This window comes from Pseudomonas sp. SBB6, from assembly GCF_024213215.1.
GTDB classification, from domain to species: domain Bacteria; phylum Pseudomonadota; class Gammaproteobacteria; order Pseudomonadales; family Pseudomonadaceae; genus Aquipseudomonas; species Aquipseudomonas donghuensis.
Map to the genome: position 1 here is coordinate 1 of NZ_JANAVH010000013.1, position 24954 is coordinate 24954.

General features: G+C 63.4%; 17 protein-coding genes and 2 pseudogenes. 14 read left to right on the forward strand and 5 right to left on the reverse strand.

Features of this window, described 5'->3' with window-relative positions:
• Positions 1 to 588: pseudogene (locus NLX68_RS22000) on the forward strand (hypothetical protein); the annotation flags it as partial.
• Positions 589 to 667: 79 nt separating this feature from the next.
• Here the strand turns inward: NLX68_RS22000 and NLX68_RS22005 are convergent.
• Positions 668 to 1582, reverse strand: coding sequence for a LysR family transcriptional regulator (locus tag NLX68_RS22005; RefSeq protein WP_010225206.1), 915 nt, complete (start codon positions 1580 to 1582; stop codon positions 668 to 670).
• Between the two features lie 199 nt (positions 1583 to 1781).
• Here NLX68_RS22005 and NLX68_RS22010 point away from each other — a divergent pair, with 199 nt between their 5' ends.
• The 3 genes from NLX68_RS22010 to NLX68_RS22020 all read left to right on the forward strand — a co-directional run bounded on the left by NLX68_RS22010 (position 1782) and on the right by NLX68_RS22020 (position 6196).
• On the forward strand, positions 1782 to 2807 hold the full coding sequence (locus tag NLX68_RS22010) for a zinc-dependent alcohol dehydrogenase family protein (RefSeq protein WP_010225212.1): 1026 nt from the start codon (positions 1782 to 1784) through the stop codon (positions 2805 to 2807).
• Between the two features lie 516 nt (positions 2808 to 3323).
• Positions 3324 to 4796: a hypothetical protein gene (locus NLX68_RS22015; protein WP_254285786.1), complete on the forward strand. Its 1473-nt coding sequence runs from the start codon at positions 3324 to 3326 to the stop codon at positions 4794 to 4796.
• Positions 4793 to 6196, forward strand: a complete 1404-nt coding sequence (locus tag NLX68_RS22020) for a PLP-dependent aminotransferase family protein (RefSeq protein ID WP_254285787.1) — start codon at positions 4793 to 4795, stop codon at positions 6194 to 6196. The genes NLX68_RS22015 and NLX68_RS22020 overlap by 4 nt, the downstream gene beginning before the upstream one ends.
• Positions 6197 to 6213: 17 nt before the next feature.
• Here NLX68_RS22020 and NLX68_RS22025 read toward each other — a convergent pair whose 3' ends face one another.
• Complete coding sequence (locus tag NLX68_RS22025; protein WP_254285788.1) at positions 6214 to 7098, reverse strand: ChaN family lipoprotein; 885 nt, start codon at positions 7096 to 7098, stop codon at positions 6214 to 6216.
• A gap of 123 nt (positions 7099 to 7221) precedes the next feature.
• Here NLX68_RS22025 and NLX68_RS22030 point away from each other — a divergent pair, with 123 nt between their 5' ends.
• The 3 genes and pseudogenes from NLX68_RS22030 to pgm all read left to right on the forward strand — a co-directional run bounded on the left by NLX68_RS22030 (position 7222) and on the right by pgm (position 12856).
• A complete protein-coding gene (locus NLX68_RS22030) occupies positions 7222 to 8865 on the forward strand; it encodes a VRR-NUC domain-containing protein (RefSeq protein ID WP_254285789.1) in 1644 nt (547 codons plus the stop codon).
• Positions 8862 to 11117: pseudogene (locus tag NLX68_RS22035) on the forward strand (helicase C-terminal domain-containing protein). Before NLX68_RS22030 ends, NLX68_RS22035 begins: the two are co-directional and overlap by 4 nt.
• 101 nt (positions 11118 to 11218) lie before the next feature.
• Complete coding sequence (gene pgm, locus NLX68_RS22040) at positions 11219 to 12856, forward strand: phosphoglucomutase (alpha-D-glucose-1,6-bisphosphate-dependent) (RefSeq protein WP_254285790.1); 1638 nt, start codon at positions 11219 to 11221, stop codon at positions 12854 to 12856.
• Between the two features lie 69 nt (positions 12857 to 12925).
• Here pgm and NLX68_RS22045 read toward each other — a convergent pair whose 3' ends face one another.
• A complete protein-coding gene (locus NLX68_RS22045) occupies positions 12926 to 13624 on the reverse strand; it encodes a pirin family protein (protein ID WP_254285791.1) in 699 nt (232 codons plus the stop codon).
• 189 nt (positions 13625 to 13813) lie between these two features.
• On the opposite strand from NLX68_RS22045, the gene NLX68_RS22050 reads away from it, so the two are divergent.
• Positions 13814 to 16324 (forward strand): UvrD-helicase domain-containing protein, encoded by a 2511-nt coding sequence (locus NLX68_RS22050; RefSeq protein WP_254285792.1) that lies wholly within the window; start codon positions 13814 to 13816, stop codon positions 16322 to 16324.
• 126 nt (positions 16325 to 16450) lie between these two features.
• Here NLX68_RS22050 and NLX68_RS22055 read toward each other — a convergent pair whose 3' ends face one another.
• Together NLX68_RS22055 and ccoN are read right to left on the reverse strand one after the other, a co-directional pair.
• The gene (locus NLX68_RS22055) at positions 16451 to 16663 is read right to left on the reverse strand and encodes a hypothetical protein (RefSeq protein WP_010225226.1); all 213 of its coding nucleotides are present in this window, start codon (positions 16661 to 16663) and stop codon (positions 16451 to 16453) included.
• A gap of 11 nt (positions 16664 to 16674) precedes the next feature.
• Entirely contained in the window at positions 16675 to 18102 is a 1428-nt protein-coding gene (gene ccoN, locus NLX68_RS22060; RefSeq protein ID WP_254285793.1) for a cytochrome-c oxidase, cbb3-type subunit I, read from the reverse strand.
• 452 nt (positions 18103 to 18554) lie between these two features.
• On the opposite strand from ccoN, the gene NLX68_RS22065 reads away from it, so the two are divergent.
• The 6 genes from NLX68_RS22065 to NLX68_RS22090 are packed head-to-tail and all read left to right on the forward strand — an operon-like array spanning position 18555 to position 24926.
• Positions 18555 to 20153, forward strand: a complete 1599-nt coding sequence (locus NLX68_RS22065) for a phosphopantetheine-binding protein (RefSeq protein WP_254285794.1) — start codon at positions 18555 to 18557, stop codon at positions 20151 to 20153.
• Entirely contained in the window at positions 20140 to 21717 is a 1578-nt protein-coding gene (locus NLX68_RS22070) for a class I adenylate-forming enzyme family protein (RefSeq protein ID WP_254285795.1), read from the forward strand. The genes NLX68_RS22065 and NLX68_RS22070 overlap by 14 nt, the downstream gene beginning before the upstream one ends.
• Before the next feature lie 44 nt (positions 21718 to 21761).
• Positions 21762 to 22688: an alpha/beta hydrolase gene (locus NLX68_RS22075; protein WP_254285796.1), complete on the forward strand. Its 927-nt coding sequence runs from the start codon at positions 21762 to 21764 to the stop codon at positions 22686 to 22688.
• A gap of 12 nt (positions 22689 to 22700) precedes the next feature.
• A complete protein-coding gene (gene rpe / locus NLX68_RS22080) occupies positions 22701 to 23384 on the forward strand; it encodes a ribulose-phosphate 3-epimerase (RefSeq protein WP_010225234.1) in 684 nt (227 codons plus the stop codon).
• A 50-nt stretch (positions 23385 to 23434) separates the two neighbouring features.
• Positions 23435 to 24505, forward strand: a complete 1071-nt coding sequence (hemE, locus tag NLX68_RS22085; protein WP_302056310.1) for a uroporphyrinogen decarboxylase — start codon at positions 23435 to 23437, stop codon at positions 24503 to 24505.
• Positions 24498 to 24926, forward strand: a complete 429-nt coding sequence (locus tag NLX68_RS22090) for a MarR family winged helix-turn-helix transcriptional regulator (protein ID WP_010225236.1) — start codon at positions 24498 to 24500, stop codon at positions 24924 to 24926. Before hemE ends, NLX68_RS22090 begins: the two co-directional genes overlap by 8 nt.
• The last annotated feature ends 28 nt before the right edge of the window (positions 24927 to 24954 follow it).

Sequence of the window (24954 nt, forward strand, 5' to 3'; positions counted from 1 at the left end):
TACTACAGGATCTACTACGAGGATGGCACGTTCTCGAACCTCATCGAGGTCAACACCCTGACGCCGGAGGACGGCGGGCAGGTATCCTTCCTCATTGAGAAGCAGGGCACGGCGCTGATCGATGCGGTGCAGCTGACGATGGCCAGGGGCGAGATCAAGATCCCGGTGATCCAGTTCATTCAAGAGACCGAGAACCTGGCCAGCGATATCAAGCTGGCGTTCAATGCGACGCTGACGGACAAGGACGGGGACACGGCGACCAGTGCGTTCGACGCCAACCTGTTCGCCAACGAGGCGGCCAACGCAACGTTCGACTTCATCCTGGTTGGCACGGGCGGTGAGCAGGATGCCTTCAACATCGATCTGTCTGTCGCCGAGAACCTGTACCAGGTCACCGGCTTCGATGTGAGCCTAAGCCTGCGCGACACGCTGGTGCTCAACGGCGACCAGAGCGCCGTTGTCCAATCGATCGACAACAGCGGTGCAGACAGCATCGTGACGGTCGCCGAGACGGGCGGACAGACAACGACCATCACCCTGGTCGGGGTCGATCTGCTCAATAGCGACATTGTGTTTGGCGGTGCCTGAGGCCGCGCATGTGTGAAAGGATGCGAGGGTGGTGCAAACCACTCTCGCATTGTTTTGCAGTTCCAATATGAGCCTTTGCTCAAAGGCTATCCGGGTCCCCGAAAAACATCTGAATCCGCGACCGTAACCACCGCTCCCCCGGATCATTATCCTGCGACCCGCGCCAAGCCATGTGCAGCTCGAAGGTCTGCACCTCCAGCGGCGGGTCCTCGGCGCGCAGGCCGCCGGCGGCGGTCAGGACTTCGGCGGTGTAGTCGGGTACGGTGGCGATGATGTCGGTGCCGGTCAGCAGGCTGCCCAGGCCGTTGAACTGCGGCACCGCCAGGACCACATGGCGCTTGCGCCCGACCTTTTCCAGGATCTCGTCCATGAACCCGCCCAGGTCGCCGGCAAACGACACCAGGGCGTGGGGGCGGGCGCAGAAGTCGTCAAGGCTCAGGCTGCCCGGCATGCTGTCGGCCCGCAGTACCTTGGGTTTGCTGCGCCGCAGCACCTTGCGTTTGGCGTTGGCCGGCAGGTCGTTGGTCCAGCTGACGCCCACGGAGATTTCCCCCGAGGCCAGCAGCGCCGGCATCAGCAGGTAGTTGACCCGGCGCACCACCAGGACGATGCCCGGGGCTTCGGCGCGCACGCGCTTGAGCAATTGCGGCAGCAGGGCGAACTCGGCGTCATCCGACAGGCCGATGCGAAACACCGCGGTGCTGGTGGCCGGATCGAAGTCGGCGGCGCGGCTGACCGCGGTGGAGATCGAGTCCAGTGCCGGCGAAAGCAGGGCGAAGATTTCCATGGCCCGCGCCGATGGCTCCATGCTGCGCCCGGTGCGCACGAACAACGGGTCGTCGAACAGGTTGCGCAGGCGCGAGAGGGCGGCACTGATGGCCGGCTGGCCGAGGAAGAGTTTCTCCGCCGCGCGGGTCACGCTACGCTCGTGCATCAGGGTCTCGAAGACGATCAGCAGGTTCAGGTCGACGCGACGCAAGTCGTTACGGTTCATCGGCTCGGCTTCACAAGGCGGTTGGGGCAGGGGTGAATCTTACGGGTAAAGGCTGGTACCCTGCACCGCATAAATTGATGAACGCTGAACTAGCATCAATCAATGACAGGCATGTTGACTATTAATGGCCACTGATGGTCTAACCGTCAAAGCCCGGATAGAGTTCAGGGCATTAGAGGTTCAATTGGCGAGGTTTGCGATGTCCCGCATGATCCGTTTCCATAAGTTCGGCCCGGCCGAGGTGCTCAAGATCGAAGAGCAGGCCCAGGCGCAGCCGGCCGCCGGCGAGGTGCAGATTCGCGTAGAAGCGATCGGCATCAGCTGGTACGACGTGCTCTGGCGGCAGAACCTGGCGCCGTCCCAGGCGCGTCTGCCTGCCGGGATCGGGCACGAGATGGCGGGCGTGGTCACAGCCGTGGGCGAGGGTGTCGACGACTTGGCTATCGGTGACAAGGTCGCCAGTTTTCCGGCCAGCAGTGCCAACGAACATCCGGTCTACGGTGAAGTCATCGTCATGCCGCGCAACGCGTTGACCCGTTATCCGGACATTCTCTCGCCGGTCGAGGCCAGCGTGCATTACACGCCGCTGCTGATCGCCTATTTTGCCTTTGTCGACCTGGCCCGGGCCAAGGCCGGGCAAACGGCGCTGATCACCGACGCCAGCCACTGCGCCGGCCCTGCTTTCGTGCAGTTGGGCAAAGCCCTGGGCCTGAAGGTGTTCGCCGCGACCAAAGAGGCCGACCAGCGTGACTACCTGATCAGGCTCGGTGCCGACAAGGTGATCGTCACCGAAGAGCAGGACCTGCTCATGCAGATCAACAAGTACACCGACAACCGCGGTGTCGACATGGTTCTTGACGGCCTCGGCGGCCCGCAGATGGCACTGCTCGGTGATGCCCTGGCGCCGCGGGGCAGCCTGGTGCTGTACGGCCTGCAGGGCGGCAACCAGACGCCGTTCCCGGCCTGCGCAGCGTTCCAGAAGAACATCCAGTTCTTCGTCCATTGTATCGGCAACTTCACCGGCAAGCCGGAGCTGGGCATCAGTCAGGACCAGGTGGCGCTGCAGCGTGCCCTGCGCGATATCAACCAGTTCACCGCCGACAAACTGCTCACGCCGCTGATCATCAAGACCTATCCGTTCGAGAAAGTGGTCGAGGCACATCGCTACATGGACGAGTGTCCGTGCGGCGGCAGGCTGGTGCTGGACCTGTCGTTGCCCGGGTAATATGCGCAACGAAACGCAACAACGCTGAAGCCCGAGCCGTGACTCGGGCTTTTTTGTGGGTATTTCCTAGGCTGGTTTCGGATATTTCCATGGTAACTTTTCCCGGTGTTGCGACAGTATTCTTGCTATGTTCAAACAAGAGGAAAAGTGCTGTGACGCTGTCTGAATAATAACTGTTGGGTAGCCAGTTCTGAATTGTTTTTTTACCCTGATCTGTATCTTTTATTCGCCTGGCAACGCCCGATAATAGTTCGTCAATGGTCGTCTCATGGAGTGAGGCAAGATGGGTCGTAAGCCGAGGGTTAAAGGCGTTGTGCTGCCAGGCTGGGGAGGGGGAACCAGGAGGAATAATAGTTTCTGAAGTTATTTTCCGTAGGAGGTTGTAGGAAGTTTCTTAGGATGAATTTTGTTTATCCTCCTTTGCTGATTGAAAGTTCTTCGCTGGGGTATTTTTCTTTCAGGTCGCCATATTCTGAATAGCGGGTATGTGTTATGGGCAGCATTCACGATCAGGCCATGCAATATATTTATCAGCAAGTGTTGCAGCGCTTGCTGGAGCACTTGTCACAAGCCCAGCGGGCGTCCTTGCAACTGCTGATACAGCGCTTGATCGTCGCAGCCGGCGGTATCGAACGCATTGCCGGGTTCAAGCTGATGTTCACCCAGGATGGCAGCCAGAATGCCAGCCATGCGCTGGCCTGCCTGCGCGCGGCGCAGTTGAGCATTGCTGCGCGGTCGCCGGGCACGTTTCAGCTGCGCGTTGCCGTGGTCCGCCAGCCGGGCATGAGCGCCACGGCCTTGAGCAACATCGAGCACGGCTTCTCGGCGTTGTTCCTGCATGATGATCCACGGGTCGAGCTGTTGATGCTCGTCGATCAGCAGTTGCTGCCTTTTGACAGCCGGCACTGTCCTTCTGCCAGTCAACAGCAGGCTGAACGTCATGAACTGCTGCTGTTCGGTCATTTGCTGGCAGGGCTGCCACGCGCAGGTTTTGGCAGCCATGGCTACTTGCGCCTGGCCGAGCTGTGTCGCCAGGCCCTCGACTGGCGTGGCGGTGTCGACGCCATCATCAGCGCCCAGCCGCTGCTTGAGCGCAGGCGCTACCTGGCCTGGAGCCGCAGGGCCCTGCGGGAGGAAGACCTGCTGAGCATCAGGCCCATTCACAGTTGCGCCGCCTCACTGTGCGAGGGCTTGAGCGAACTGCGACGGCGCTACCTGGAGCAGTTGTACGGCCAGGCGAAAACCTTCCCTCAGGCCGCGGTCGGTGACGTGTGTGCGCCGGCGATGCGCTTCATCACCATCGATGATCTGGTTCACGATCCTGAAGTGCCCCATGACGAGCGCTTGAACCGCTTCCTGGGGTATCGCTTTGATGAGCAGTATTTCGCCTGCGCACGCTCGGGCACGGCGAATCCGTTGTTGCTGGCGCACCTGAGCGGGCTGCATGCGCAGTTCATCGAAGACAGCGATTACCGTGAAGGTGTCGATGCCTACCTGCGTCAGGCGCGGTTGCTGATGCAGCGCAATGGCCTGCCGCGTGCTGTGCAGGTTCGCGTGTTGGGCCGCTGGCAGAACGCCGAGCAGTTGCAGCAACGCCGGGCCCAGGCCAATGAGTTTGCCTTGCAGGCCTATGGCCTGAGCGAGGCGCAACTGGTTTGCCAGCTGTTTGCGCCATTCGTCTCCCGTGGCTTGCGGCTCGAGGTATTTCTGCGCCGCTGTCATCCCGGCATGCTGGTGGCGTTGCCCTATCTGCACAAGGCGTTGCAGCAGTCGCCCGCGCCCGAGCCGGTGGTGCAATGGATGATCGACATCAGCGGCCTGAGCTTGCCACTGCTGCAGATGCTCTATCAGCGAGAGCCGCAGCCCAGTGCCCGGCCGCGCTCGCTGCTGGCGCGTATTCAGGGCCGTGGCGCGGACCTGCAACACCTGCGCCTGGCGCCGACGGCATGGACCTGGCTCAAGGCCGAGCAGCCTGGCGGCCATGGATGAAAGCGCCGGCGCATGGCGAGTTCGCCTATCGGGCAGTGTACCGTTACCTGGTCGAACTGATTGCTCAGATGGCACCGGGCAGTTACAGCAAGCTGCCTTCGCTGCGTGACCTTGCTCAACGCCTGGACGTGTCGATTTCCACGGTGCAGTACGCCTATTCACTACTCGAGCATGAGGGGCGGGTACAGCCGGTGCCCAAGTCCGGCTACTTTGCCAAGGTGCCGGCACTGGACGGCCAGCCGCGCAGTGGCGGTGATTTACTTCAGGACCTGCAGGAGCATGCCAACTCGCCGCAGATGCTGGTGCTCAGCGGCGGCCAGGCGCAGGCCTTGCCATCGATCGAGGCAACGCTGTTGGGTATCGAGCGCCAGCTGTTGCGTCAGTATCCGCGGCTTGCCGGTGCGCCTCAGCCGTGGGGCGATCTGCAGCTGCGCACGGCCCTGGCGGCGCGCTACACCCGCTCGGCGCAGCTGTACTGGAGTGCCGAGGATGTCTACCTGGCGCTGGATGTACGTTCGTTGCTGGAGACCACCCTGGCGGCCCTTGAGTTGCATAACAGTGCGGTGCTGGTCACCACACCCTGTTCCTGGCGCCTGTTGCGGGTGTTTCAGGCCGCCCGGATTCGGGTCATTGAACTGCCCTTGGGCCCTGAGGGTGGCCTGGACCTCGAGCAGGTCGCCCGGCTGCTACGTGAAGAGCCGGTGCGCCTGGCCATGCTGTCGTCACGCCTGAGTGTCCCGCAGGGCAGCCTGATGCCGGAGGCTGACCGCAAGGCCATGGCGCAGCTTCTTGACGTGCACGGGGTGTGGTTACTGGAGAACGACCTGGAGGCCGAGCTGTGCTTCCAGCCTGCGGCGGCGGGCTATCTGCGCGAGCTGGTCGACCCGCAACGCTTGCTGGTTTTTTCTTCACTGGAGCGCAGTGTCGGTGCCGAGGCACCTTATGCCTACCTGCTGTCCCGGCACTGGCATGGGCCCTTGCACCGGCAGTTTCTGTTGCGCGGTTTTCGCTTGCCGCCCTTGCGCCAGCAGGCGGTAGCACGCTTGTACAGCAAGGGTCGTATCGACCGCCACCTGGAGCAACTGCGCTTGCGCTTGCACGAGCGCCTGAGCCACCTGTACCGGCAGATGCAGCTGTACCTGGGGACCCAGTTGGAGTTCCAGATGCCGGCGGGTGGCGCCTGTATCTGGGCGCGGGTGCGGGCGCCGGTGGATACCCGGCCGTTGTTCCATCGTTTGCTGCAGCAAGGCCTGGTAATCGCCCCGGGCGAACTGTTCAGCTTGCGTGGCGACTTTCGTCGGCATTTGCGCCTGGGCTGGCCGCTGGGGCCGCAAGGGGACCTGCAGTACGGCCTGAGCATCCTCAGTGACGAGCTGCGGCGCACCCAGCAGGCCAGTTGAGCCCTCGCGCATCGGCGTCAGCGGCGCAATGTCGCGCAGTAGTCCTGTTCCGGTTGCGCGGCGGTGTACCAGACAAAGTCCGCGCTTTCGGCGCTGACGGTCTTGCCGGCCTCGGCCAGTATCAGTACCGGGTCGCTGCCGGGTGCCCCCAGGTCGATCAGGTGCAGCGGTACGCCCAGGTCCTTGCGCACATGGAATGCCCCGGCCAGTAACAGCGCCGGGCTGGGCGCGGCCAGCAGGCGTTCGGCCATGCGCCGGTCGCGTTGTTGCTGCACCGCCAGCATTGCCGGCATCTGCGGCTCGGGCAGCAAACCGCAATGGGACGAGCGAATGTCAGCGAGCAGGGTGGCTTGAACCTGTTGGGTGGTGGAGGCGTGGCCTTCGAGCGTCGGGCGCTGTGTATAGACCTGCATCACCTGCGCCCGGTCCAGGTTGGCGGCCAGCAGGGCATAGGGCTGGCGCAGCGCATAGGTCACCAGCGGTCCGTACAGGCTCCAATCCCAACCGGCTTGCCAGGCCAGCGCCTGGATCGGGTCGGCAGGTGGCTGCCCTGCGCGCGATGCGGCCTGCACGGTATCGACCCGGTTCTGTTGGTCGGGGTTGAGCATTTCCAGCAACAGGCTGCCTTGCGGGCGCCGGGCTGCCAGTTCGCGCAGCAGCCACAGTTGCAGGGCGTGATGGTCGGGGTTGTCGTGCTGCTCGCCGACCAGCACCCGTGGTGCTGCAGCCAGGCGCTCGACCAGTTGCTGCGGGGTCAGGGTACGGCCGCTGGCCAGCTCGCGGATCATGCCAACGTCGGCGTGATCGCGCCCATGGGGCGCTATCGGTGCCGGTGGTGGCAGAACCTGATGGGATTGGCAGGCAGCCAGCAGGCCGACCAGGCAGAGCAGTCCTATGCGCATGGGATTTCCTTGTCGTCATGGATCGTAATCGCCAGCAAGAGCCTACGTTGGTCGCACGCAGGTTGCCAGACTAACGAGTCTGTATGTATAACCAGTGTTCCAGTTGCCAGCCCGTACTGTCCCGTGATCGCTCATTCCGTCGACGACCCGTTCTATTACCTGCACAACTTCCAGCAAGTGCTCGACTGGATCGAGTTGCGCTATGCCGACCTGCTCGACGACCAGGAGCAGGCCTTCATCCGCCAGTTTCGCCAGCAACCGCAGGCAGCCCGGGCTTTATTGGTGCGCATGGTGATGCGCAAGGGGCTGCTGTTTCGCCCGAGCAAGCTCGACTACGCCGAAATCGGCCCGGCACAGGCAGCGTTGGCGCCCTTGCTGGCTCTGGGCTGGGTGGCCGATGACAGCCTGCTGAGCCTGGAGCAATTGTTCCATCTGCTGCGCAAGGACGAGCTGGCCAGCGGCTTTGCCGAGCGGCTCGAGCGCCCGCGGGCCGCCAAGCGCGAGCTGCTGGCCCAGCTGCAGGCACTCGATCTGCAGCCCCGGCCGCTGCAGGCATGGCTGCCCGGCTTCGATGAGCCGATCATCGAGTTGCGCCTGCAGGCCTTGTGTGACCGCTTGCGTCTGCTGTTCTTCGGCAACCTGTACCAGGACTGGTCGGAATTCGTGCTCGCCGACCTTGGCCTGCTGCGTTACGAGCAAGTGGCCTTCAGCGACGACTCGCGGGCGTTGCGCAAACGTAGCGATATCGATGTCGCGCTGGCCTTGCACCAGTGCGGTGAATGGCTTGAGCAGGGCATGGCCCTTGAACAGGTGGTCGAACACATCGAGCACCTGGACAGCGATAACCCCTGGTTGCTGCGCCGCCGTTCACGGCTGTTGTACCAGCTGGGTCAGCACAGCGAGCGCCTGGCCGACTGGCAACTGGCCTTGCGCATTTACCCGCGCAGCCAGCATCCGCAGGCGCGCATCCGTCAGGTGCGGGTGCTGGAGCGTAGCGAGCAGTGGGCGCAGGCGTTCGAGCTGGCCTCGCAGATTGCCCGGCAACCGGCCAATGGCCTTGAGGTCCAGGCCCTGGCGCGGATGTTACCGCGTTTGCAGCGCAAGCTGGGCGGGCCGGCGCAGCCACGGCGGGCCAAGCCGCAGGTCAGCCTGGTCGAGTTGCAGTTGCCGGCCGAGCTGGCGGCCCTGGGGGTGGAGCAGGCCGTGCAGTTGCACCTGGGGCAGGGCGGTGGGCAGGTGCATTACGTCGAGAACGGCCTGTTCAACAGCCTGTTCGGCCTACTGTGCTGGGAGGCGATCTTCGCACCGTTGCCGGGCGCGTTTTTCCACCCGTTCCAGAGCGCGCCGCAGGATTTGCATGACGCCGAGTTTCACGGGCGCCGCAGCGAGCTGTTCGCACAATGCCTGGGGCAACTGGACGATGGCAGCTACCGGCAGACCATCCGCCGCCATTTCATCAGCAAGCAGGGCCTGCAATCGCCTTTCGTTTATTGGCAGCTGCTCAGCGAAGCGCTGCTTGAGCAGGCCTTGGCCTGCCTGCCCGCGGCCCACCTGAAAAGCTGCTTCGAGCGCCTGCTTGACGACATCCAGGGTAACCGTTCGGGCATGCCCGACCTGATCCAGTTCTGGCCCGAGCAGCAGCGCTACCGCATGATCGAGGTCAAGGGCCCGGGCGATCGCCTGCAGGACAGCCAGCTGCGCTGGATCGAGTTCTGCGCCGGGCACGGCCTGCCGGTGGAAGTCTGCCACGTGCAATGGGCGCCATGAGTTACCGCGTGGCGGTGCGGGCGCTGTGCGAGTTCAGCGCCAAGGTCGGCGACCTCGACCTGCGCTTCACGCCGTCGCCCACCGCCGAGGAGGGCATCAGCGGCCATCGTCGGGTAGTGGCCGGGCGGGGTGAGGGGTATGAGACCGAAGTCAGCCTTGAGGGGCAGTACGCGACCCTGCAAGTGCGCGGCCGCGCCGACGGTTACGATCCGCGGCTCAATCGCCTCGAAGAAATCAAGACCTACCGCGGCGACCTGGCCCGCCAGCCCGACAACCACCGGCAACTGCACTGGGCCCAGGCCCGGGTCTACGGTTGGTTGCTGTGCCAGCAGCGCCAGTTGCCGGTGCTGCGCCTGGCGCTGGTCTACCTGAATGTCGACAGTGATGAACAGACGCTGGTCGAAGAACAACGCAGCGCCCAGGAGCTTGAGCAGTTTTTCAATGGCCAATGCGCGATCTTCCTGCACTGGGCCGAGCAGCAGATGCTGCGTCAGGTTTCGCGCAATCAGGGCTTGCAGGCCCTGGCATTCCCCCATGGGCAGTTTCGCCAAGGCCAGCGCGAGCTGGCCGAAACCGTGTACAAGGCGGTCAGCACCGGCCGCTGCCTGATGGCCCAGGCCACCACCGGCATCGGCAAGACCCTCGGCACCTTGTTCCCGTTGCTCAAGGCGATGGTCCCCCAGTAACTGGACAAAATCCTCTTCCTCACCGCCAAAACCCCAGGCCGTGCCTTGGGGCTGGAGGCGCTTCGGCAGGTGATGGCCAGCGCTACCCAGCCTGCGCTGCGCAGCCTGGAGCTGGTGGCCCGCGACAAGTCCTGTGAATACCCCGGCACGGCCTGCCATGGTGATGCCTGCCCGTTGGCCAAGGGCTTTTACGACCGCCTGCCCGCAGCGCGCCAGGCCGCCCAGGCCGTGGCAGTGCTGGACAAAGCGGCGCTGCGCGAGGTGGCCCTGGCCCATCAGGTCTGCCCCTATTACCTGGGCCAGGAGATGGCCCGGTGGGTCGATGTGCTGGTGGCCGACTACAACTACTACTTCGACCAGAGAGCCTTGCTGTACGGCTTGGCCCAGGCCAACCAGTGGCGCCTGGCGCTGCTGGTGGACGAGGCGCACAACCTGGTCGAGAGGGCCCGGCAGATGTACAGCGCCAGCCTCGACCAAGGCCAGTTGCTGGCCCTGCGCAAGCTCAAACCCGCAGGCCTGAACAGCGCCCTGGACCGCCTCAACCGCCAGTGGAACGCCCTGCACAAGGAGCAGGTGGCGCCTTATCGAGTGGTTGACGGCTTGCCCGAGGCGCTGCTCAAGGCCTTGCAGCAGTGTGTCGGGGTGATCCAGGAACAGTTGAACCAGAACCCGAGCGGCATTGACCCGGCGGTGCTGCAGTTCTTTTTCCAGGCACTGCAGTTCATCCGCGTCAGCGAGTTGTTCGACGAACACTTCCTGTTTGATATCAGCAAGCGCCCGGGCCCGGGCAAGCGTGCCTTGTCGACCCTGTGCCTGCGCAATGTGGTACCCGCAGCGCTGATCGGCCCCCGGTTGGCGGCAGCGCGCAGTGCCACGCTGTTTTCCGCGACCCTCAGCCCGCGCCACTATTACGCCGACCTGCTCGGCATGCCCGCCGATTGCGCCTGGCTTGAGGTCGCCTCTCCGTTTGCCGCCGAGCAATTGCAGGTGCAGGTGATCAGCAGCGTCTCGACCCGGTACCAGCACCGGGAAGCCTCCCTGGCACCGATCGTCGAGCTGATTGCCGAGCAATATGGGCGTGCGCCGGGCAATTACCTGGCGTTTTTCAGCAGCTTTGAGTACCTGCAGCAGGTCTCGGCCTTGTTGGCGGCGCGCTATCCGGCCATCAGCCAATGGCGCCAGGCACCGGGCATGGATGAGCAGCAGCGCCAGGACTTTCTCGAACGTTTTGCTCCCGAGGGCCAGGGCGTGGGCTTTGCCGTGCTCGGTGGGGCCTTTGCCGAAGGCGTCGACCTGCCCGGCACGCGCCTGATCGGTGCGTTTGTCGCCACCCTCGGGTTGCCCCAGGTCAACCCGGTCAACGAACAGATCAAGCAGCGCATGGCCCGGTTGTTCGGCGCGGGGTTCGACTACACCTACCTGTATCCCGGGGTGCAGAAGGTCATTCAGGCGGCAGGACGGGTGATTCGTGGCACGCAGGATCGTGGCACGGTATTGCTGATCGATGACCGCTTCGCCGAAGCCCGCGTACAACGCATGTTTCCGGCCTGGTGGGCGCCACAGTAGAAATAATTGCCACGCCAGGGATCGTCACCGTCGCAAGCTTGTCAAAGTGCCAGTAAACTGCCTGTTTTCATTACCCTGAACATCCTTTCTTGAGGTTTTGCATGAAGCTCAGTCCTTTGGCGGGCAAACCGGCCCCGGCCTCCGTGCTGGTGGATATCCCGCAACTGTTGACCGCCTATTACACCGGTCAGCCCGATGCCAGCATCGCCACCCAGCGCGTTGCCTTCGGCACCTCGGGCCACCGTGGCAGCTCTCTGGAGCTGAGCTTCAACGAACACCACGTGTTGGCCATCAGCCAGGCCATCTGCCTGTACCGTCAGGCCAAGGGCATCGATGGCCCGTTGTTCATCGGCGCCGACACCCACGCGTTGTCGACCCCGGCCGCTGCAAGCGCGCTGCAGGTCCTGGCGGCCAACGGCGTTGAGGTCATGCTGTCCAAGGATGACGAGTACACCCCGACCCCGGCGGTGTCCCATGCCATCATCTGCTACAACCGCGGGCGCAGCAGCGGCCTTGCCGACGGCATCGTCATCACCCCCTCGCATAACCCGCCGCAAAGCGGTGGCTTCAAGTACAACCCGCCCAATGGCGGCCCGGCCGACAGCGATGTCACCAAGTGGATCGAGGCCAAGGCCAACGAGCTGCTGGCAGCAGGCCTTGCGGGCGTCAAGCGTATTGGCCACGAACAGGCGCTGGCGGCCAGTACTACCCACCGCCATGACTACGTGAGTCACTACGTCGCCGATTTGGAGAACGTCATCGACTTCGACGTGATCCGCAGTGCCAACCTGCGTCTGGGCGTCGACCCGCTGGGCGGGGCAGGGGTGCGCTACTGGTCGGCGATTGCCGAGCATTACAAACTGAACCTGGAAGTGGTCAACACCGAGGTCGACCCGACCTTCCGCTTCATGTCGGTCGACTGGGACGGGCAGATTCGCATGGACCCATCCTCGCCTTACGCCATGCAGGGCCTGATCGGCCTGCGCGAGCGTTTCGACGTGGCGTTCGCCTGCGATCCGGACCACGACCGCCACGGCATCGTGACCCCGAACGGCCTGCTGGCGCCGAACAACTACCTGGCCGTGGCCATCGACTACCTGTTCCAGCACCGTCCGCAATGGCGTAGCGACGCCGCCGTGGGCAAGACGGTGGTCAGCAGTGGCCTGATTGACCGCGTCACCGCGCGCCTGGGGCGTCGTTTGTTTGAGGTGCCGGTGGGCTTCAAGTTCTTCGCCGACGGCCTGTTCGACGGCTCCCTGGGCTTTGGTGGCGAGGAGAGCGCCGGTGCCTCGTTCCTGCGCAAGGACGGCAGCGTCTGGACCACTGACAAGGACGGCCTGATCCCGGCGCTGCTGGCGGCGGAAATCACTGCCCGCACCGGCCGCGACCCAAGCCAGGCCTATGCCGAACTTACCGCCGAGCTGGGCGAGCCGTTCGCCACCCGCGTCGAGGCCAAGGCCAACCCGCAGCAAAAAGCACTGCTGAGCAAACTGGCGCCCGAGCAGGTCAAGTCGACGATGCTGGCCGGTGAACCGATCGAGCAGATCCTCAGCCATGCGCCGGGCAACAACCAGGCCATTGGCGGCCTCAAGGTGATGACCGCCAACGGCTGGTTCGCGGCGCGGCCGTCGGGTACCGAGGACATCTACAAGATTTACGCCGAAAGCTTCATCGATGAAGCGCATTTGCAGCGCCTGGTGGCTGAAGCCCAGGAACTGGTGGATGCGGCAATTGCCTGACCGCTAAAAGCATCGCGGGTCAAGCCCGCTCCTACACCTGTAGGAGCGGGCTTGACCCGCGATGGCCCTTCACGCTACATCGACCAGCACAATCTCGCTGTCCTGCACCGCCGTCACCCTGAGCACCGGCTCGTCCTCGATCGCCACCCCGTCACGGGCTTCGGCGCGCAGACCGTTGATTTCAACCAGGCCCTTGGCCGGCACCAGGTAGCCACGGCGCCCGGCTGCGAAGCGGTACTCGGCGGTTTCCCCTGCCTGCAAGGTCGCTGCCACCAGGCGTGCATCGGCACGAATCTGCAGGCTGTCCTCATCGCCCTCGCGGCCACTGGCCAAGGTCACGAAGCCTTCACCGCGCTCGCCTTTGGGGAACGGCCGGGTCCCCCAGGAAGGCGCCTGGCCAACGCGCTCAGGGACGATCCAGATCTGGAAGATGCGCGTATCGACCTTCTCCAGGTTGTATTCGCTGTGGGTGATGCCGGTGCCGGCACTCATCACCTGCACGTCACCGGCCTCGGTGCGGCCCTTGTTGCCAAGGTTGTCCTGGTGGCTGATGGCGCCTTCGCGCACATAGGTGATGATCTCCATGTCGCGGTGCGGGTGTGGCGGGAAGCCGCTACCCGCCGCAATCAGGTCGTCGTTCCAGACCCGCAGGTTGCCCCAGTGCATGCGTGCCGGGTCGTAGTACTCGGCGAATGAAAAGTGATGATGGGCATCGAGCCAACCATGGTTGGCATGGCCAAGGCTCTTGAATGGGCGCAGTTGCAGCATGTTGGCTCTCCTCGAAAGGTAGTGGATGGAGGAGATGATCTATCAAATAATGATCGAAAATAAGCGTAAATTTCGGCTAAATAAAATCAGTATTGTCGATACATAGAGCTAGGGTAATTTGTACGCTTCATCGCCTAATTCACTGATCTGCAAGCAATCGGCTGGTGATTTTTGCCCGATGGAGCGAACATGGCCGCTGGTTTTCATTGTGTTGGAGTCGGTGTGTCTGAAGAGCGTCCCAAGCTACCCCTGGAGTTGATTGCGCCTGCGCAGCTGCCGTGGCTGCGTCGCCTGGCCGCGCGCCTGCTCGGGCGTGGCCTGAGCCACTTGCAGGCGCAGCATCGCGATTCCTGGTTCCAGGGCCATGCCAGCGGTCAGCGCACCGGCCATGCCGATGGCCTGCGCGAAGGCTACGAAGAAGGGCGGATCGACGGCTATGAGGCCGGGCGCCAGGTCCTGGTGATCCGCGACACCCGCCCCGACGCTCACGCTGTGCCCGGGCTGGACGACGCGCTGTTCGATGACTGGCGCCTGGCGCTGACTGCCGAGCTGAAGAAACGCTTCAAGGCCGACGTTGCCCAGCGCCTGCCGGCCCATGCCCAGCCAAGCGCGGCGCAGTGGAAGATGATCTTCAGCGACACGCCGTCAACCTGCGTGATTGCCGGCGCCGGCGCCGGCAAATCGACCTCGCTGGTCCTGCGCATCCTGCTGCTGCGCCATTACCTGGGCTACGAGCTGGACGCCATGACCGTGGTGACCTTCACCCGCGAATCGCGCAAGGATTTCATCAATCGCCTGGTCCAGGTATTTGCCCTGTGGCAACTGGACCTCAGCCAGGCCCAGGCCCGTGAGCTGGTGCGTACCTTCCATTCGCGCATCTTGCCGCTGGTGCGCAGCTTGCCGGGCTTTAGCCAGGTGCGCGCGTTCGAGACCCTGGGCAGCGAAATGCCCGGCGGCAGCGAAGCCAACGCCGAGAGCAACCCGTTCGACCTGCGCATCAACGATGGCCAGCGTCAGCAGCTCAACCTCTGCTATCGCGACCTGCTGGGCAGTAGCCCGCGCTTTGCCGAGCTGATTGCCAGCCTGCGCCGCGAAGCCCTGCAGCTCAAGGCGCTGGATCGTGATCACCCCGACGTGCAAAAGCGTGTGGCGGTGACCCAGCTGTCCGCCAGCCGCGACGAAGAGCTGTGCGACACGCTCGAAGACCTGTGGTTCGCCGCCGGCGCCTGGCCGATCAAGGGCATCGAACCGAGCCGCGAAACGGTCGAGATCAACGGCAGCCGTTTTCATTTCCACGGCCATATCGCCGAGCTGGACGCTTACGTCGTGCTCGGCTTCGACCCCAAGGAAAACCAGCAGTACAAGCGTCCCAGCGCCAAGCTGCCGGTGTGGGCGGAGTGGGTGATAAAGCGCACCCTGTTTCAAGCTTTCTGCGATAAGCCTGTGATTTGGCTAGAGAATTATACTGCTGCCAAGCGCCTGGCTTCGTCCCTGGCAGGCGATGCGGTGGCTGGGCCCGGCTTCGATTACAAGGTCAAGGGTGAGCTTGCCGCGGCCCCCTTGCTGGATGCCTTTGTCGGCGCCGCCGGCTTTATCGAGAACCTCGGGCTTGAGGTCAACGCCGCAGTCGCTGCCATGAGTTTCCCGGCGGGCGACAACGATGCGCTGTTCTTCGAAGCACTGGGCCTGTACTGGAAAGCCCTGGAAGCGCACCTGCTTGGCCAGTCGCCGCCGATCATGAGCTACAACCGCATGTTCGCCCTGTTCGGCGAGAACAACCCGGAGAATCTGCGGCTGTTGCCCGATCCGTTGTTACGGCCGTTGGCGCACCTGATGATCGATGAGTTCCAGGACGTCTCGCCGCAGATCGTCTCCTGGTTGCGCGCCTGCCTGCGCGAAATCCGCCGCCGCGGCCCGGCCATGCAGGTCGGACGGGTGGCGCAGCATTCGTCGTTGCTGTGCGTGGGTGATGACTGGCAGTCGATTTATGGCTGGCGTGGCAGTTCACCCAAGTACTTCATGGAGTTCGCCAAGGAATTTCCGGCACCGAGCAGCACCCGGGTGATGCTCGCCGACAACTACCGCAGCCATCAGCACATCATCGATGCCGCCGAGCACATCGTGAAGTCGGCCCCGGCTATCAGCGGCAAGAAAGCCAGGGCGTGCGGCCCGGCAGCCGAAACGCCAGTACCGGTCAAGGTGCTTGAGCGTGACGAGGCGAGCCTGGCCGAGACATTGCTGGAGCATTACCGCAATGGCGAGTCGGTGATGTTGCTGTACCGCAAGAGCAGCGACAAGGCAGCGATCGCCGAGCATTTGCAGGCGTTGGTCAACCACGAGAGCGGCTTGCCGGCCGCTCAACGGCGCCTGCGGCAGTTGACCTATCACAGCGCCAAGGGCTTGCAGGCCGATGCGGTCTTCATGCTCGGCGACTGTCAGCACCTGACCCACTCGCCGTACAAGAACCAGGTGTATCGTCAGGCTGGTCTTGGCCGCAGTGGCGATGCGCAGGCGTTTGACAACGCACAGAAGGATGAGGTGTTGCGCCTGGCCTACGTGGCCATTACCCGGGCGGCGAAGCATTGCTACTGGTATGTCGAGAAACCGACGGCCGAGGCGGCCAACCTGCCACGGGCGTCGAGCCAGGTGGATGGGCGCAAGGTGTTTTTCGAGGATGGGCGGGAAAGGATTGGCAGCTGATTTGCGCGTCGTCTGGATTACGAGCGCTACGCACTCGATCGCGGGCAAGTCCCGCTCCCACAGGTTCGGCATACACCGATCCAATGTGGGAGCTGGCTTGCCAGCATCGGGTGCTGTTCGTGTAAATCAGGCCTTCAGGGCCGCATCCGGCGCCACCGCCGGCACCGGCTTGCCGGTGGCCGCTTCAACCCGGCGGGCGACCGCCGGGTCGTCGGCGAAGGGGATCAGGCTGGCCTGATCGTCCACTTCGCCGTTGTGGCGCTGCAGGCAGGCGCTGGTGACCAGGTAGAAGAACAGTACGCCGCTCAGGCAGTACAGTGCATACAGCCAGTCATCCATGTCTGTGCCTCCTAGGCCAGGCTGGCGTTGTTCAGCGCCAGTTTTTCATCGGCCACCCGCACGGTGCGCCAGGTGTTGTAGGCCATCAGCAGCATGCCGCTCAAGAAGCACACGCCACCGACAAAGCGCACGATAAAGCCCGGGTGGCTGGCCACCAGCGCCTCGACGAACGAGTAGGTGAGGGTGCCGTCGTCGTTGGTGGCGCGCCACATCAGGCCCTGGGCGATGCCGTTGACCCACATCGAGGCGATGTACAGCACGGTGCCGATGGTCGCCAGCCAGAAGTGCAGGTTGATCAGGCCGACGCTGTACATCTGCTCGCGGCCAAACACTTTCGGGATCATGTGGTACAGCGAGCCGAAGGTGATCATCGCCACCCAGCCCAGGGCACCGGCATGCACGTGGCCGATGGTCCAGTCGGTGTAGTGGGACAGGGCGTTGACGGTCTTGATCGCCATCATCGGGCCTTCGAAGGTCGACATGCCGTAGAACGCCAGCGACAGCACCAGAAAGCGCAGGATCGGGTCGCTGCGCAGCTTATGCCAGGCGCCGGAGAGGGTCATCATGCCGTTGATCATGCCGCCCCAGCTTGGCGCCAGGAGGATCAGCGACATCGCCATGCCCAGCGACTGCGCCCAGTCGGGCAGGGCGGTGTAGTGCAGGTGATGGGGCCCGGCCCAGATGTACAGGGTGATCAGCGCCCAGAAGTGCACGATCGACAGGCGATAGGAGTACACCGGGCGGCCCACCTGCTTGGGCACGAAGTAATACATCATGCCCAGAAAGCCCGTGGTCAGGAAGAAGCCCACGGCGTTGTGGCCGTACCACCATTGCACCATGGCGTCGGTGGCCCCGGAATACACCGGATACGACTTGAACCAACTCACCGGGATCGACAGGTGATTGACCACGTGGAGCATGGCGATGACCAGGATGAAGGCACCGAAGAACCAGTTGCCGACATAGATATGCTTGGCCTTGCGGCGCATCAGGGTGGCGAAGAAAACGATGCCGTAAGCGACCCAGACGATCGCCATCCACACCGCGCCGGTGAATTCGATCTCGGCATATTCTTTGGTCGTGGTCAGGCCCAGCGGCAGGCTGACCAGCATGATCACGATGGTCGCCTGCCAGCCCCAGAAGGTGAAGGCGGCGAGTTTGTCGCTGAACAGCCGTACCTGGCAGGTGCGCTGTACCGCGTAATAACTGGCGGCGAACTGCGCGCTACCGGCGAAGCCGAAGATCACCAGGCTGGTGTGCAAGGGGCGCAGGCGGCCAAACGAGGTCCACGGCAAGTCGAGGTTAAGCTCGGGCCAGACCAGTTGCGAGGCGATCCAGACGCCCATGGCCATGCCGACGATCCCCCAGACCACCGTCATGATGACGAATTGCCGGACCACCTTGTAGTTATAGGCCTGCGCCTGTTGATGTGTGCTCATGGCTAGTTTCCACAGTTCCTGTATGGCTCGCCCTGCCGTGGGGCAGGGGCACAGGCGCAGACTCTAGGAAGCTGCTGGCATACAAAACAGACTCAGAAACCGGCGTTAATACCGGATCAGATAAAACCCCCGTATTCATTGGCTAATGGCGAACCTGTTATGGATTGGGTGCGGCGATTTATCTCTGTTCTGTATCAAACGTACCGGCAAAAGCGTGTCGCTGTGTCGCAGACAAAACCCCGTGGAATTATCTTGACATCACGGCAAATGCGGCCGCAGAATTTCACAAACTTTGCGCGCAAAGTTTTATGTCGGGCCCACTTACTCGCCCGGCAAGTGGTGCGCAACCAACTTTGACGCCATCCCGCTATACGCCCTTGTCTCGGTGCTCTCAAGCCGGGACGGGGTACGCGCGCAGCGGCGGCACACTATAAGAACGAAGGGAGCAACAGATGAAGCTTTCCAAGGAACTGGTCCTCCAGGCAAAAGCGACGTTCGGGACACCGACCTACCTCTACGATGAAGCCGTGCTACGCAGCAGTTTCAACGAGTTGCGCGATGCATTGCCGGACTGCGTGGATATCTTCTATGCGTTGAAGGTCAACCCGAACCTGTCCCTGGTGAAACTGATCCGCTCCTACGGCGGCAACACCGAAGTCTGCTCGCTGGGCGAGCTGGAAATCGCCCTGAAGGCCGGGGTCGCTCCTGAGGACATCATTTTCCTCGGGCCCTACAAGAAACCCGAGGAACATCGGCGCGCCCTGGAAGTGGGGGTGTTTGCCATCGTCGTCGAATCGGAAACCGAACTGCGCAAACTCTCGGCGCTGGCGGGCGAACTCGGCCGCGTGGCGCCGGTGGCGATTCGGATCAACCCTAACTTCTCCGCCTCCGGCTCACCGTGGAAGATGGGCGGGCGGCCGACTCATTTCGGTATTGAAGAAGATACGGCCGTTGCCAATTTCGGCGACTACGCGGCGTTGCCAAACCTGCAGATCAAAGGCATCCACGTTTACAACGGGACCAAGATCCTCGATGCGCAGTCGGTGTACGACAACGCCAAGTACATTCTTGGCCTGTACCGTAGCCTGACCCGGCGCTACAACCTGGACATGAGCATGGTCGATGTCGGCGGCGGCCTGGGTATCAAGTACTACGAGAACGAGAGCGAACTCGACACCCGCCAGCTCAAGCAACTGCTGGCGCCACTGTTCGAGGCGTTCAACCAGCAGTTCCCGCAGACCCGGATCATTGTCGAGTCGGGGCGCTTCGTCGCCGGCAAGTGCGGTGCCCTGCTGGTGACGGTCGACAACATCAAGGAAAACCACGGCAAGACGTTTGCCGTCACCGATGGCGGTACCAATTGTCACGGCGCCGCCGCTGGCAGCGGCCAGGTGCTCAAACGCAACTTCCGTATCGTCCACGCCACCGGCAGCACTGGCGCACCGCTGCGCGAGTACCATATCTCCGGGCCGCTCTGTAGCCCCGATGATCTGCTGGCCCGTGACCTGCAGATCGAAACCCTGCACGAGGGTGACATCCTCGCTGTCACCGCCTCCGGTGCCTACGGCCCGTCTGCTTCGCCGACCCTGTTCCACAGCCATGGCCACCCGGCCGAAGTGATCGTCAGTAACGGCCAGCTGTTCCTCGCCCGTGCCCGGCAAACTGCCCTGGACATCCGTGACAGCCACGCCGATGTACCGCTGTCGGCCATGCTTGGCGCTGCACCGGCGACGAGCGAGCCGACGCCGATCGCCCAGGCGGCGACCCAGCGCCAGCTCAGCGAGATCCTGCGGGTGGTGCTGAAATTGCCGGAAAACACCGTGATCAGCGCCGACTCGCACCTGCGGGATGACCTGGGGCTGGATTCACTGACCTCCATGGAGCTGCTGGTCAATCTGGAAGACGATATCGAAGGCTTCTTCGTCAACCCCGACACCATCGCCCCAGGGCACTTCAATACCGTCGCCACCCTGGCCGGCTATATTGACGCTCACCGTCAACCGGCGGCGGTGCGCCGGGCGCGTTTCGAGGTGCAGCATGAAGGCGTCTGACGTCCTTTTGCAGCACGTGCTGGACCGTCCCAACGGCCTGTACCCGGACAAGGCGGCGATCATCTATGCCGATGAAACCTACACCTATGCCCAGCTCGACGAAGCCAGTGGGCGCCTGGCTGCCGGCCTGCAGGTCAATGGCCTGCAGCGCCAGGAGCGGGTGGTGGTGTGCCTGGGCAACCGGGTCGAGACCGTCTGTGCGTTCTGGGGCGTACTCAGGGCCGGCGGGGTGATGGTCAACGTCGGCCTGGAAACCCCGGCCGACAGCCTCGACTACATCATCCGCGATGCCGAGGCCTCGGTACTGATCACCACCTCGGAGAAATTCGCCAGCCTGCCGGCGGGCACCGCCGAGCTGAGCTACCTCAAGGCCATCGTACTGCTCGACGGCGAAGCCGACTCCCCCATTACCCAGACTGTCGAAAGCCTGTTGGGGCAGGGCGCCGGCGTGCCGTTGCCGTGCGGCAACCTCGACCTGGACCTGGCTGCGATCATCTACACCTCAGGGTCCACCGGCGCGCCCAAGGGGGTGATGCTCACCCACCGCAACATGCTCGCGGCGCTCAGCTCGCTGCATACCTACCTGGCGTACACGGCCACTGACAACGTGCTGTGCTCGTTGCCGCTGTCGTTCGATTACGGCCTTTACCAGATGATCATGGCCTTGAGCAGCGGTGCCACCCTGGTGCTGGAAAAGGAATTCACCTGGCCGATCTTCCTGATCAAAAAGATTCGCCAGTACCAGGTCACGGTCATCCCGTTCGTGCCGACCATGCTCATGCTCCTGCATGAATACGCGCACAAGCGCGAGGCGACCTTCCCCCAGGTGCGCATGGTGACCAACACCGGCGCGGCCCTCAAACCGAGCCACATCGCCCAGATGAAAGGCCTGTTCCCCCAGGCGCAGATCTTTTCCATGTACGGCTTGACCGAGTGCAAGCGCTGCACCTACTTGCCACCGGAAGATATAGACGACAAACCGGGCAGTGTCGGCATCGCCATCCCCAACACCGAGCTGTGGCTGGTGGACGACGAAGGCCGGCGCATCGACCAGCCACATCAGGTCGGTCAACTGGTGATTCGCGGCGCCACCGTGATGGCTGGTTACTGGCGCAACCCCCAGGCCACGGCGCAAAAGCTCAAGCCGGGCCCGTACCCGGGCGAAAGCGTGCTGTACACCGGCGACTACTGCAGCCTTGATGAGGACGGTTACCTGTACTTCCAGGGCCGTATGGACCACGTGATCAAATCGCGCGGGATGAAGGTCAGCCCCAGTGAAGTCGAGAGCTTCCTCTATGCCATTGATGGCGTCGAAGCGGCGGCGGTGGTCGGTATCGAGCATGCGTCGGTCGGCGAGGCGTTATGGGCGTTCGTCACCTTGGGCCAAGGTGTGAGCCTGAGCGTGGAACAGTTGCTTGAACGTTGCCGGCACGGCCTGGAGCCGCACAAGGTACCCCTGTCGATCAGTATCGAAGGCACCCTGCCGCGTACGGCCAACGGCAAGTTCGACCTGCAGCAGCTGCAGCACACGGCGCGCAGCGCACAACTGGCGGTGGCCGGTTGAACGGCGCCTTTGATGGGTGATTCAGTCATACAGGAGGTACGGACATGAGTCTGGGCAATAGAGGCCGCGATCAATCGCTGGACGTTAACGGCAACCATGTTGCATTGCGTATCTGGGGCAATGAGCGTGGCCATCCGGTGCTGGCCGTACATGGCTGGCTCGACAACGCGGCGTCGTTCGAGCGCATTGCGCCGCTGCTTGATGAGTGCTTCGTGGTCGCCCCGGACCTGGCCGGCCACGGGCGTTCCGAGCACCGTCGCGGCGACAGCGGCTATTACCTGTGGGAACACGCCGATGACATGAACGCGCTGGTCGAATGCCTGGGCTGGAAGCGTTTTTCAGTGTTGGGCCATTCCATGGGCACGGGGGTCGCATCGATTCTGGCGGCAATGAACAAGTCGATCGACAGCATGGTGTTCATCGACGGCATGGGGGCGCCTTTTACCATCGCCGAAGAAGACACCGTCGAGCACCTGAAAAAGTCCCAGCGCCTGCTGCGCCTGGCCCTGCGCACCCGCCTGCATGGCTTCTCGGCAGCGCAAACGGCGCAGTTCGACAGCCTTGAAGCGGCCATTGGCGAGCGGCGCAACAGTATCGACGGCACGCTGTGCGCCGAGGGCGCGCGGTTGCTGGCCATGCGCGACCTGCTCAGCGTCGGCGACGGTTACCGCTGGCGCCATGACCCGCGCCTGGTGTTGCCCGAAGCGATGCAGCTGACCGAGCGTCAGGCCTGCGATTTCCTGCGCCAGATCAATTGCCCGCTGCACCTGATGCTTGGGCGCCAGGGGCTGTTTGCCGGCGCCCAGTTCGACAAAAGAAAACACGCCTTGCCCTGGGCCACCCAGGTGCACTGGCATGACGGCGGCCACCATTTTCACCTGGAGGAGCCGAGCGCGGCCTTGATCGGCCAGATCAACGCTGCGCTGCTTCAACGTGAGTCGGGGCCGCGGCAACGATTAGTCAATGAGTAATGGAGTACACCCGTGAAAGAGTTCTGGATTGCACCATCGATTCTGGCGGCCGATTTCGCCCGCCTCGGCGCTGAAGCCGAGCAGGTGCTGGCCGCCGGTGCCGATGTCATCCATATCGATGTGATGGATAACCACTATGTACCCAACCTGACCATGGGCCCGCAGTTCTGCAAGGCCCTGCGCAGCCACGGGATCACCGCGCCGATCGATGTGCACCTGATGGTCACCCCGGTGGATGCGATGATCCAGGCCTTCGCCGAGGCCGGCGCCGACTACATCTCGATCCATCCCGAAGCCACCCTGCACCTGGACCGCTCGCTGCAGCTGATCAAGGACCTGGGCTGCAAGGCAGGCCTGGTGTTCAACCCGGCCAGCACCCTCGACGCGGCTCGCTACGTGCTCGACAAGCTCGACCTGATCCTGCTGATGTCGGTCAACCCAGGCTTTGGCGGGCAGCGGTTCATCCCTTCGGTATTGCCCAAGGTAGCTGCAGCGCGCAAGCTTATCGACGACAGTGGCCGGGCGATCCGTCTGGAGGTGGACGGTGGCGTCAACCTCGAAACCATCGGCCAGGTGGCTGCCGCCGGGGCTGACATGTTCGTTGCCGGCACGGCGATTTTTGCTCAGAGCGATTACCGCGCTACCATCGAGGCCTTGCGCCGGGAGATTGCTCAAGCTGTGCCCAACCGCCACTGATAGGCGGTCTTTCCAACGATTCTCGCGAATCCAGTACGAGTTACCTGTCCTTGCACACTACAACTTTAATCAAGGCCTTGCTGCGTCAGCCGACTGCGCACACACCGGTCTGGCTGATGCGCCAGGCCGGGCGTTACCTGCCCGAGTACCGAGAGTTGCGGGCCCGCGCCGGATCGTTCCTGAACCTGGCGAAAACGCCGGACTACGCCACCGAGGCCACCTTGCAGCCCATGCGCCGCTTCAACCTGGATGCGGCGATCGTGTTCTCCGATATCCTCACCGTGCCTGATGCCATGGGCCTGGGGCTGTACTTTGGCACGGGCGAAGGCCCGCGTTTTCGCCATCCATTGCGCGACGAGCAGGCCATCAAGCGCCTGCGTGTGCCCGAGCCCGAGTCACTGGACTACCTGTACCAGACCGTGGCCCAGGCCCGCCGGGCGCTGGACCCCAAGGCGGCGCTGATCGGCTTTGCCGGCAGCCCCTGGACCTTGGCCTGTTACATGGTCGAAGGCGGGCCGCCGGGTGATTTCCAGCTGATCAAGAAGATGCTCTACCGCCGCCCGGAACTGCTTCAGCGCATTTTGCAGGTCACCAGCCAAGCGGTGGCGGCCAGCCTCAATGCGCAGATCGAGTCCGGCGCCCAGGCGCTGATGATCTTCGACACCTGGGGCGGGGCCCTGGCCGATGGCGCCTACCAGCGTTTCTCGCTGTTCTACATGCGCGAGGTGCTGGCGCGCCTGCACAAGACCCACCACGGTCAGCGGGTACCGTCGATCATCTACACCCAAGGCGGTAGCCCCTGGCTTGGTGAAATGGCCGACAGCGGTGCCGATGCCCTGAGCCTGGACTCGGCCTGTGACCTGGGTATGGCCCGGCAACTGGTGGGCCATAGCGTCGCCTTGCAAGGTAACCTCGACCCCAGCGTCTTGCTGGGCGATGAGGCCTGCATCCGCCGCGAAGTGCAGCGCACCTTGCAGGCCTTCGGGCCGCCGGCCGCAGGCGTTGGCCATGTGTTCAACCTGGGCCAGGGGATCTCGCCGGCAACCTCGCCAGAGGCGGTGGCGACCCTGGTCGAGGCGGTCCATGAATTGAGCCGCGTGCGCGGAGGTGCCTATGCTTGACCCGACCTTCGACTTCGACCGGATGCTGTGCTTCTCGCTGTATTCGACCGCCAATGCCATGGTCCGTGACTACGCCGAGCCACTGAAAAAGCGCGGTGTGACCTACCCGCAATTGCTGGTGATGGCCGGGTTATGGGGCCAGGACGATGTCTCGATCAGTGCCCTGAGCGAGCTGACCCTGTTCGACCTTGGCACCCTGACGCCGATCGTCAAGCGCCTGGCCGACAACGGCTTCATCACCGTCTACCTCGACCCCAACGACCGCCGTCGACGTAACCTGCTGCTGACCGACAAGGGCCGCGAGCTCAAGGCCGAGGCGGCGCAGGTGTTCAGCAACATGGCGTGCAAGATCGACCTGGGCGAGGGGGAGGTGGAGCAGGTGCTGGATGTGTGCCACCGGATCAGGTCGCGGTTGCGCTGAAGCTGGACTTGTCAGCGATCGCCGGCCT